Source organism: Dethiosulfovibrio russensis (genome assembly GCF_021568855.1).
Lineage (GTDB): Bacteria > Synergistota > Synergistia > Synergistales > Dethiosulfovibrionaceae > Dethiosulfovibrio > Dethiosulfovibrio russensis.
In genome coordinates this window covers 348400-359164 of record NZ_JAKGUG010000001.1, presented here as the reverse complement: position 1 = coordinate 359164, position 10765 = coordinate 348400, and the positions used below count along the sequence as shown (strand labels likewise).

At 55.1% G+C, this 10765-nt stretch carries 13 protein-coding genes; all 13 read right to left on the bottom strand.

The window, feature by feature from the left end:
• Positions 1 to 360 (bottom strand): NAD-dependent epimerase/dehydratase family protein (locus L2W48_RS01835; RefSeq protein ID WP_236098026.1); only part of this gene is annotated, 360 nt, incomplete at its 3' end.
• Between the two features lie 131 nt (positions 361 to 491).
• A complete protein-coding gene (locus L2W48_RS01830) occupies positions 492 to 941 on the bottom strand; it encodes a hydrogenase maturation protease (RefSeq protein WP_236098025.1) in 450 nt (149 codons plus the stop codon).
• Positions 942 to 2372 carry a Ni/Fe hydrogenase subunit alpha gene (locus tag L2W48_RS01825; protein ID WP_236098024.1) on the bottom strand — a complete coding sequence of 477 codons (1431 nt, stop codon included), beginning with the start codon at positions 2370 to 2372 and terminating at the stop codon, positions 942 to 944. It abuts the gene before it with no gap.
• A 13-nt stretch (positions 2373 to 2385) separates the two neighbouring features.
• Complete coding sequence (locus L2W48_RS01820; RefSeq protein ID WP_236098023.1) at positions 2386 to 2925, bottom strand: NADH-quinone oxidoreductase subunit B family protein; 540 nt, start codon at positions 2923 to 2925, stop codon at positions 2386 to 2388.
• 12 nt (positions 2926 to 2937) lie between these two features.
• Positions 2938 to 4953 (bottom strand): molybdopterin-dependent oxidoreductase, encoded by a 2016-nt coding sequence (locus tag L2W48_RS01815; protein ID WP_236098022.1) that lies wholly within the window; start codon positions 4951 to 4953, stop codon positions 2938 to 2940.
• 19 nt (positions 4954 to 4972) lie between these two features.
• Positions 4973 to 6757, bottom strand: a complete 1785-nt coding sequence (gene nuoF / locus L2W48_RS01810) for an NADH-quinone oxidoreductase subunit NuoF (RefSeq protein WP_236098021.1) — start codon at positions 6755 to 6757, stop codon at positions 4973 to 4975.
• Between the two features lie 12 nt (positions 6758 to 6769).
• The gene (locus L2W48_RS01805) at positions 6770 to 7144 is read right to left on the bottom strand and encodes a (2Fe-2S) ferredoxin domain-containing protein (RefSeq protein WP_236098018.1); all 375 of its coding nucleotides are present in this window, start codon (positions 7142 to 7144) and stop codon (positions 6770 to 6772) included.
• Between the two features lie 18 nt (positions 7145 to 7162).
• Complete coding sequence (gene nuoE, locus L2W48_RS01800; protein ID WP_236098017.1) at positions 7163 to 7633, bottom strand: NADH-quinone oxidoreductase subunit NuoE; 471 nt, start codon at positions 7631 to 7633, stop codon at positions 7163 to 7165.
• A gap of 188 nt (positions 7634 to 7821) precedes the next feature.
• The gene (locus tag L2W48_RS01795; RefSeq protein WP_236098016.1) at positions 7822 to 8598 is read right to left on the bottom strand and encodes a prolipoprotein diacylglyceryl transferase; all 777 of its coding nucleotides are present in this window, start codon (positions 8596 to 8598) and stop codon (positions 7822 to 7824) included.
• The gene (gene jag, locus L2W48_RS01790) at positions 8598 to 9332 is read right to left on the bottom strand and encodes an RNA-binding cell elongation regulator Jag/EloR (protein WP_236098013.1); all 735 of its coding nucleotides are present in this window, start codon (positions 9330 to 9332) and stop codon (positions 8598 to 8600) included. Before jag ends, L2W48_RS01795 begins: the two co-directional genes overlap by 1 nt.
• A 25-nt stretch (positions 9333 to 9357) precedes the next feature.
• Positions 9358 to 10146 (bottom strand): YidC/Oxa1 family membrane protein insertase, encoded by a 789-nt coding sequence (locus L2W48_RS01785; RefSeq protein WP_236098011.1) that lies wholly within the window; start codon positions 10144 to 10146, stop codon positions 9358 to 9360.
• Positions 10143 to 10394 (bottom strand): membrane protein insertion efficiency factor YidD, encoded by a 252-nt coding sequence (gene yidD / locus L2W48_RS01780; protein ID WP_438940976.1) that lies wholly within the window; start codon positions 10392 to 10394, stop codon positions 10143 to 10145. The genes L2W48_RS01785 and yidD overlap by 4 nt, the downstream gene beginning before the upstream one ends.
• Positions 10391 to 10762 (bottom strand): ribonuclease P protein component, encoded by a 372-nt coding sequence (gene rnpA, locus L2W48_RS01775; RefSeq protein WP_236114837.1) that lies wholly within the window; start codon positions 10760 to 10762, stop codon positions 10391 to 10393. Before rnpA ends, yidD begins: the two co-directional genes overlap by 4 nt.
• Between the last annotated feature and the right edge of the window lie 3 nt (positions 10763 to 10765).

Below are 10765 nucleotides of genomic sequence, written 5' to 3'. Positions count from 1 at the left end.
GAAGGCCGCTATGGAGCTGGGGAAGAAGAAGGAGCAGTTCTCCTGACGGGCGACCTCCAGGGCATTGTAGAGACCGTTCATGTTCACCGACCAGGCCAGTTGGGGGTTCTTCTCCGCGTTGGCCGAGAGTATGCCGGCTAGGTGGAGCACCGTGTCGGCCCTGTGTCTCTTCACCAGCTCGCTCAGCTTGCTTCCGTCAGTCACGTCCAGAAGCTCGAAGGGCCCCTCGCCAAGACGATCCGATCCCTCTTCCTTCACGTCCGTTGCCAATACGCAGTCGTTGCCGTATTCCTTCCTGAGTCGGCGGATCAGCTCCGTCCCTATCTGTCCCAGTCCTCCGGTTACCACTATTCGTTTCACAGATAAACCCCCCTCAATTAGGCTCGAAAAACAATCTAATCGACAACCCAGTTCATTATATGCATTCCGTGACAGCATAACAAGAAAAAAGAGAGAGGGAATATTCCCTCTCTCCGAAAAAACGAACCAAGTTAGGCCTGAGCCCACCAATCCTTGAACGCCGCTTCCGCCGAATCGACGAAACCGGAACACTCGTCGGTTATATCGTCGCTAAAGTCGAAGGAAACGCCGGTCACAGATATCAAAAGAGTCTTCGGTTTCCTATAACCTAGATCGTCCATAAGGGACAACAACCAACTCGGCCCCATGGAGTGTATGTTCAACCCCTCCAAAGAGGGGTCCGGTACTATCTCGTCGAAAGAGAATCCCCCGGGCAGCTCCACCGTACTCGCGTCAACGAAAACCGCCAGATCCACCGACGTCATGTCGTCGGCCAACTCGGGTAGTAACTGGGCTCCAAGCCATAGCTCCGTATCCACTCCCTGACCACCGAGCCACTCGGCGATCCTCGGAGCCAGGACGTGACCTACTCGATCGTCCTGACGAAACTCGTTGCCGTACCCTACAAGAAGAACCTTCATCTAACCCTTTAAGATCTCTCGGATCTCCCTGCCCTCTCCGTCCACTATAGAGACCTTCAAAGGCATCTTGCCGACAGCGTGGGTAGAACAGGAGAGGCAGGGATCATAACAACGTATGACATGCTCCATCCTGTTTAGGACACCTTCCTTGACGTCTGCACCGTGTATAAACTCCTTGGCGACCATCTCGACGCCCTTGTTCATTGCGTAATTGTTATGACCGGTGGCCACGATGAGATTGACCGCCTTGACCGACCCCATCTCGTCCACCTGGTAGTGGTGTATGAGAGTTCCTCTGGGAGCCTCTATGACCCCGATACCCTCCGGCTGAAGTCCCTTGGAGGAAACCCTGAGATCGCTGCCAGTGATGTCTTCGTCTAAAAGCAGCTCTTCCATACGCTCCAGAGCGTACAGGACCTCCATCAACCTGGCATAGTGAGTATACATGGTGTAGTGGACCATGCCGTCCTCTCCAAGCTCCCGGAATCTCTTGAGCTCTTTGGATGCCTCCGGGGTGGCGAAATCGTCGCAGGCGTTGACCCTTCCAAGAGGACCGACCCTGTAGCTTCCCTGAGGGAAGCCGAGGGAACGGTAGAAGGGGAACTTCAGATAACTCCAGGGCTCGACATGCTCTCCAATGCGATCCAGATACTCCACGTCGGGGAACTCGTCGGTGATCCGCCCTCTGGGACCGCGAAGACGAATGTCGCCGTCGAAAAGCTCCAGTTTTCCGCCCTTCACCAACCCGAGGTAGGAGCTCTCGAGGGTGGCGAACTTCTTGGCTTCCTCTCCGTTATCCTCGAGATATTTCCTGATCAGCTCGATGGTGTCCTTTATGGCCTCTTTCTGCTCGGGAAGGCCCTTGAGGAACAGATCCCTTTCCTCTACCTTGATACTCCTGTTGACCCCACCGGGAATGCTGTGCCAGGGATGAATTTTCTTGCCGCCCAAGGTTTTTATGAGCTCCTGGCCGAACTTTCTCATAAAGATTCCTCTCTTGGCCAGTTCTGGGAAATCCCTTGCGACTCCTCCGACGTGTCTCACCGCAGGATCGGCGTCGAATCCGAACAGCAGATCGGGACTGGAGAGGTGGAAGAAGCTTAGAGCGTGGGACTGAACTATCTGTCCCATGTGCATCAGCTCCCTGAGCTTGTGGGCCGTAGGGGTTATCGTAACCCCCAGTATGGCGTCGCAGGCCTTGGCGGAGGCCAGATGATGACTAACCGGACATATTCCGCATATTCTGGGAGTTATCACCGGCATCTCCCTGAAATCCCTGCCCTTGCAGAACGCCTCGAAGCCTCTGAACTGGGTAACGTGAAAACGAGTCTCGTCCACGTTACCAGATTCGTCGAGATATACGGTTATCTTGCCGTGCCCCTCTATTCTGGTTATGGGGTTTACGACGATGGTCTTTCTCTCTTTGGGCATGATTCTCCCCTCCTCAATCGTACCGCATCATGTCCACAGGTACCGTGGGGATGCGCCCCTCCAGTATCTCCTGGAAAACGTAAAGAATGGTGTCCGCATCGGGAGGACATCCCGGTATATAGACGTCCACCTTAACCTCGTCGTCTATCGGGATAGCCATGGGAAGCAACTTGGGAAGATCTTCCCCTGGAATGACGCCGTCGGGGTTTACCGTGCTGAGGGTATCCTTGTACCCCACCTCCAGCGCCTCCTCTGGCTTCATGAAATTCCTCATGGAGTTGATACCACCCATAACCGCACAATCTCCCCAGGCTATCAGGATATCGCACTTCTCCCTCATCTCCCGGGCGATGTGGACCTCTTCATCGTTGCCCAAAGCTCCGGAGATAACCCCCACCGTTACCTTGGGAATTTCCTTTATATCGGTTATAGGACAGGAGGTCAGTTCGACCTTGTCCAGAAGATCGACGATCCTCTCGTCGATATCGAGAAAAGACATATGGCATCCGGCACAGGCCTCGAGCCATACTGTGGCGACCTTTGGTTTCGACATGATCCAGCCCCCCTACAGTTCCACGGTCTTAGCCTTGTCCGGAGCTACATCGGACAGGAAGACGCTCTCGCAGGGCCCGACGGAACAAGACCTGTCGAGGGTCACGCCAAGCCTTTCGGCCAATCCGCTTACGACCTCGTCTACCCCGAGCCTCTCGTCGCCGGGCTTCACTATGACCTCGGCCTTTCTGCTCTCTCCCTCGAGACTGCAGTAATGCCCTCCGACCTCGAACCAAGCCTGTGCCGGCAGGATGACATCGGCCATGTTCACCAGAGGATGAACCATGAAAGGAGTGTGAACTACGGTAAAACGACTCTTGGTCATGGCATCCAGCGTATCCGGGTCTTCGTCGACCAGTCCGGTCGACGATACGAACAGGACGTCCAGGTCCCCTTCTCCCAGCCAGGACTCCTGCCCCAGCATGGAGTGAAGGGTTCCGAGACTGTTGCCGCTGGTCATCAGAGGAACCACCGCCAGCCCGTCGTCGAAGGTCCCGCCGGAGACTATGGCCACGTTGGTCACAGCGGTAACGGCCTTGGGGAACTTGGCCGCTTTTCTACCGACCACGAAAACCGGTTTTTTCGCACCGGCCAGAAGCTTGACCGCCTCGCACACCGAAGCCGCGTCGAGATCGAAACGATCGGCCAGTTTCGAGGTATCTATGTCCTTGCCGGACTTCACATCGGCCACCATCGCACAGAGGCCGCCGAGGAAAGACTCCATATCCGACTCGTCTACCCTGAGATCGGAATCGGTTACTCCGGGGAAAGGCGCTCCGTCGCCGGAGACGTTGATCACGGAAGCCCCGTTCTTTATGGCACCTACTCTCACGTAACTGGCCACGACGGGAGCCTCTTTCTGAGGATCGGCACCTACAGTCATTATGACATCGGACTCGAGAATGTTGTGAGCTGCTGTAAAGGGACGAACCTTCTGCATGGCCACCGGCTCCATACCCTTTAGGAAGCCTCTGGATACGTCGCCGTTGAAGACGTCGAATTTACCAAGCCTGAGGCCGTACCTGAATAGAGCCGCATAGCTGGAGAGATCCTCGTTGGAGCTGAGATCGGACACGAGGGCCCCAACCTTGTCCTTGGCAGAACCCTTTATCTTGGTCGCGACCAGATCGAGTGCTTCCTCCCAGGATGCCTCTCTGAAGGACGACCCCTCCCTTATCATGGGAACCGCGACCCTGTCTCGCTCGGTGGACTTGGGAAGCTCCCAGCGCCCCTTGAAACAGAGCTGACCTCCGTCGGGAGACGAGGTTTCGGTACCTTCGACCCTGGTGACGCTTCCGGTTCTCACGTAGGCCTTGATCTTGCATCCCATGGAACAGAGGGGACATACACTCTCCACCACGTCGTCGCAGTCGTTTCTTCTGCCTCTGTAGACGAAGTCCCTTATAGTTATAGCACCGGTGGGACAGACCTGAGCACAGGCGCCGCAATCTACGCAGCTCTCGCTCTGTCCCAGAAGCTGGCCGAGATCGGCGACGACGTTGGTATTCCAACCTCTCTTCTCCAGGTCGAGGGTATGGGCACCGACCTTTTCAGCACAGACCCTGATACAACGAAGGCAAAGGATGCACCGGTTATGGTCCATCTGAATGGTCTCTTTGCTGGTATCGTTGTGAAAGGGAGCGTACAGGAAGGGATAGCGGACGCTGTCCATTCCGTGCTCTATGGCAAGACGCTGAAGCTCGCAGTCGCCGCTCTGGGAACAGAACATGCAGAAATGGTTTCTGCCGGCGAACATGAGCTCCAGAATCTCCTTACGGTACGCCTTCAGCTTATCCGTCGCGGTATGGACCACCATCCCGTCGTTGGCGGGAGTGGTACAGGACGTGAGAAGCTTCGCGTTCCCCTCCACCTCTACGACGCACATACGGCAGGCTCCTATAGGAGAGAGCCCCTCTAGGTAGCAGAGGGTGGGGATATATATATCGTTGGCCCGGGCAACCTCTAGGATGGTCTGCCCCGCCGACCCATTACAGATTTTTCCGTCTATGGTCAGGGTAATTTGACTCATCTGTTCGAACCTCCCGGGACTAGAGCTTGAGGATCGCGTCGAAGGGGCACTTGTCGTAACAGGTACCGCAACGGACGCAAGCATCCTCGTCTATGACGAACTGGGTCTTCCGATCTCCGTCTATACAGTTGACCGGACAGTTTTTGGCGCAAAGACCACACTTCTTACACTTATCCTGATCTATCCTGTAGCGAATGAGAGCCTGACAGGCCCCGGCAGGACAGCTTCTATCCTTTATATGGGCCTCGTACTCGTGACGGAAGTAACGCAAAGTCGTCAAAACCGGGTTCGGAGCGGTCTGTCCAAGCCCACACAGCGACATATCCTTGACCATATGGGCCAGTTCCTCGAGCTGAACAAGGTCCTCCATGGTCCCTTCACCGTCGCAGATCTTCTTGAGAAGCAGGAGCATCTGCTTGGTTCCCTCTCGACAGGGAACGCATTTTCCGCAGGACTCCCTCTGGGTGAACTCCAGGAAGAACTTGGCGACATCGACCATGCAGTTGTCCTCGTCCATGACGACCATCCCGCCCGATCCCATTATAGCTCCGGCCTTGGCCAGATCCTCGTAGCTGACGGGAAGATCCAGATGCTCTTCGGTAAGACATCCTCCGGAGGGGCCGCCTATCTGGACCGCCTTGAACTTCTTATCCCCGAGGATCCCTCCGCCTATGTCGAAGATAATCTCCCGAAGAGTTATCCCCATGGGCACCTCTACGAGACCGGTATGCTTGACCTTTCCGGTCAGGGCGAAAACCTTGGTTCCCTTTGACTTCTCCGTCCCCATAGAGGCGAACCAGGCTCCACCTCTGCGGATGATGGACGGCACGTTGGCCCAGGTTTCGACGTTGTTTATGTTGGTAGGCTTACCCCAGAGACCGCTTACCGCCGGGAAAGGAGGCCTAGGTCTCGGCATGCCTCTCCTACCCTCTATCGATCCCATCAGGGCCGTCTCCTCACCGCAGACGAAGGCTCCCGCACCTTCCTTCACGTGGAGAGAGAAGGAGAAATCGGTTCCCAGAACGTTCTCTCCGAGAAGACCGTACTCCTCCGCCTGATCTATGGCCCTCTTCAGACGTTTTATCGCCAGAGGATACTCGGCACGACAGTAGATATATCCCTCGTCGGCTCCCATGGCATAGGCGCCTATCATCATGCCCTCGATGATGGAGTGGGGGTCGCCCTCGAGTATGGATCTATCCATGAAGGCACCGGGGTCGCCCTCGTCGGCGTTGCAGATAACGTATTTCTTCGGACCCGGCGATTTCGCGCAGAAACTCCACTTGAGACCGGTGGGGAATCCTCCGCCGCCTCTGCCTCTGAGACCGGAGGTCTTCATATCCTCCACGACATCCTCGGGGGTCATTGAGGTCAGGACCTTGCCCAGGGCCTCGTAACCGTCCCTGGCTATGTATTCCTCTATCTTGTCGGCGTCGATATAGCCACAGTTGCCCAGGGCTACCCTTTCCTGCTTGGAGTAGAAGGGGATCTCGCTATAGTGGGGAACATGAACGTCGCCCTCTCCTGTGTAGAGAAGACGGTCGACGGTCCTTCCCTTGAGAAGATGCTCCTCTACCAACTCGGGAACATCGTCCTTGGACACCCTGCAGTAGAAGGTCCCCTCGGGATATACGACCACGATAGGACCCATCTCGCACATACCGTGACATCCGGTCTGAACCACCAGAATCTCGTCGTCGAGATTCTGCTTTCTCAGCTCGGATTTAAGACCGTCCATAACCCCGTGGGATCCGCTGGACGTACAGCCTGTACCGCCGCATACGAGAACGTGAGCTCTATACATGACGGCCCTCCGTTAGTCGTCGACCCTGGCGATTACCAGGTCCTCGACGATACGACCGTTTACGACGTGCTCCGACACTATCCTGGGGACGTCCTCCGGGGTCACTCTGCCGTAGGTGATTCTCCCTTTGTTGGGATAAATCACGTCCAAAAGAGGCTCCTCCTGGCACATACCGATACAGCCGGTTGTCTGCACCGATACCTCCTTAAGCCCTCTTTTCTCTATCTCTTTTAGAACGGCGTCCATAACCTCTCTGGCGCCAGCGGCGATACCGCAGGTCCCCATCCCTACTATGACCTTCACGGCATTGCTGGATCTCGCAGCGGTCAGATCCGAGGCAGACGTCTTTATCCTGCGCAACTCGTCCAGGCTTTTGATCTTAGCCATATTCCCCCACCTCTCAGGCTACTCAAACTTCTCCAGAATTTCCCGCACCTTGCCGGGTTCCAGACGTCCGAAGGTCTGATCGTCGACCATCATGACCGGCGCCAGACCGCAGGCCCCGAGACAGGCCACCGGCTCGATGGTGAAACGCAGGTCCTTGGTGGTCTCGTTCTCGTTTATACCGGTTATCTCCTTCACCATGTCGAGGATCTTCTGGCTTCCTCTGACGTGGCATGCCGTTCCTCGGCAGACCCTCACTACATGGCGTCCCCTCGGATTCAGATGAAACTGAGCGTAAAAAGTGGCCACTCCGTAGATCTCCGCCTCCGGAATCTTTAGATCCTTGGAAACCGTCTTCAAGGCCTCCATGGGAAGATAACCGAACTCTCCCTGGATGCTCTGAAGGATGGGGATCAGCCCCCCGTGTTTCGATTTCCAGGGAGACACGATCTCACTGGTTCTGGCGATGACTTCTGTCGTGTTGAGCGACATATTCCCCCTCCTCTGAGATTGTTAAAAACTTCTCCATCTAAGAATACTCCCTTTCACCGTGCATCTCAAGAAAGCCCCGTTCCAAAATACAGTATAAAGTATATTCAATAATGCACGCCAAATATTCCCTATATACTGAATATTGATTCGCATAAAAAAACACCTCCGCGACATCACGGAGGTGTTTTTTATCCTTTTTGAGTTCGAGAACGAACATACACGACGGAGAGCGATCTGGAAAGCCAGAGAATTCCGGCCAGAGCCACCAAAAAACCCAAGCCCTGCCCCACCTTGAAACCCATTATACGGTCCCCGTCTCTGAGGATATCCACAAAGAAACGCTCGGCACCGTAGAGAACCATCAAGAGGGGCCACAGAACCGCCACAGGGGTCTTTCTATCCCCTGCGCCTATCCGTCCCTCGATAGACCACAGAAGCATGGCTATCGCCAGTGCTCCGAAGGAATAGTAAAGCTGGGTAGGGTGAACCGGAAGGGGAAGCCTGGGGAATTTGACCGCCAGAGGGCAGGTGGTGGCAACACCGTGGCAACACCCGTTCAGGAAGCATCCCCACCTTCCTACGGCGATACAGGCCATTGTGGGAACGCTAGCGGCCTCGGCTAGACGCCAAACCTCTATCCCCTTACGCCGACAGAGCCAGATCCCCGCCAATCCGCAGGAAATAGCCGCAGGCATGGAGGACATTCCTCCTTCCCAGATCCGCCATATCCTGGATGGATCCTGGGCATAGATCGACCAGTTATCGAAATACCCGCCTATCCTGGCTCCGAGAAGCATGGCGATAAAACTCCATATAAGAACGTGATGAAGGTCGTCCGGATCGACTAGATAACGTTTTTCCGCTCTGGACCTGGTCCAGAAGAGGGCTATCCACAAACCGGCGGTCCACAGCACGTAATAGCTGTGGACCGGCACGGAACCGATATAAAATAAGACGGGATGCATCAACGTCTCCCGGAGGTTCGCCTTTTCCTACCCTGCTGAGTGAGGCGGATGGCGACCTTACGATCGGGGTCGACACCTACCGAGTGGGTCTCGACGTCTTTTCTGTCCTTGAGGGCGATGTGAACGATCCTTCTCTCCCAACTGGTCATGGGATCCAGATATACGGTGCGTCCGCTTCTGAGAGCATCCTTGGCGGCGGAGTTGGCCAATCTGCTGAGAGAGGACTCCCTTCGTTCCCTGTATCCGTCGCTGTCCAGCCTGACCCTAGAACCTCCCGAGCTCTGACGCACCATGAGGTTGGCCAGATATTCCATGGACTTTATCGTATCGCCGTATTTGCCTATAGCGATACCGGCGTCCGGACCGGAGAGGTTTATTCTGTCGCGATCGTTGACGTCGACCTGGATATCGAGATCCATCAGGGAGATCAGCTTTCGAACGACCTCCTCTTTAGAGCTCGGCCCACATGAAGCCGGATCCTCCTTTACGGGGGAGATCTCCTCGTCCTCCGTCGGAGAACTTTCGTCGATATCAGCCTCGGAAACCTCAGGATCGTCGTCCTCCATTCGAACCTCGACCCTCAGTTTTCTTCCAAAAAGGCCGAAAAAAGCCTTCTCCTCGTCCAAAACCTTCACTATCAATCTGTCGGCATCGACTTCCCAGATATCCGATGCCTGTGCGATCGCTTCTTCCTCGGACTTGACGTCCAGAACTATTCTGTAGTCTTCGGTCACCCTTTATTCCTCCCTTCGAGGAAAACTAATCCTCCTTGGACTTCATCGGGTTATCCTTGTATAGGGTGGGTTTTCCTTCCTGAGAGGTCTTGTGAAGGACCCACCACTGCTGTCCCACTCCTATGAAAGACGAGGCCCCCCAGTAAAGCATGACTCCTCCGGGAAGGCTGAGGCAGATGAAACCCATGAAGATCGGCATAAACCAGTTCATCATAGCCATCTGAGGATTTCCTGTCGAAGACATCCTCTGCTGATACCAGGTCACGAATATGATCAGGCCGAGAAGGAGAAGGTTGGGTCCGTACAGACCGAAAGAGGCCAGTCCGGCTGGGTTGGCCATTATGGCCTTGACCACAGTCATAAAGCCGATGTTGGTGCCCTCGACGGCCACGACCCCGAGAGCATCCGCCATGGTGGTAAGAACGGACCCTTCAAGAGTGATGCCTAGGAAACTGGCCCCTCCGAAATCGGAGTTCATAAGGACCCTGAAGAGAAGGATCAGTATGGGCAACTGCACCAGAAGGGGGAGACACCCCGCCGCAGGGTTAACCTTGTTCTCCTTGTAGAGGGCCATGGTCTCCCTGCTGAGTCCCTCTTTGTCGTCCTTGTACTTTTCCTGAAGCATTTTGATCCGAGGTTGAAGCTTCTGCATCTTCTGCATACTGACCAGCTGTTTGTGGTTCAGAGGATGAAGTAGCAACCTCACCAACAAAGTCAGAACTATAACCGCAAGGCCCCAAGAACCTACGAAATTGTGGATGGTCGAAAGGAGACCATACATAGCGTTACTAGCTGCTTCCCACAAGACTTTCACTCTCCTCTTGAGTCGGGTCCATCTGTTTTTTCTGGAACCGGATCGTAGCCCCCGGGATGCCAGGGACCGCATTTAACGATTCTACACAAAGTCAGCCAACCACCCCTGATCAAGCCGAAACGCTCTATGGACTCCATAGCATATCGAGAGCAGGTAGGATAAAACCGACAATTCCTTCCTAGATAAGGGGATATGAATATCTGATATCCCCTTATGATACAAACGGCGATTCGAGCCGGGATTTTCACCACGATATTCCGGGCCAGTCGGAGGACAAAAAACCCTTGCGCTCCATCAGACGGGACACATCTACGTAAACGTCTCTGGCGTTGCCGTCGAGCCCTTTGTAGGACAGGCTAAACACGAACCAATAACCCGGACGAACCCAGGGAGCCAGCCTGCGGGCCGCCTCCCGAAGCACCCGTCTCCCTCGACTGCGGACACAGGCATTACCCTGTTTTTTGCCCACAACGACTCCGAAGCGGGTCTTTCCGTCGGGGGCCTCGATAAACAACAACCGCACCAGCGCGCCTTTATGCCGACTGCCGGTGCGGAAAACAGCGTCAAACTCCCATCCCCTCTTCAACCTTAACGAGGGTGGATACTTGAACTCCAAGGC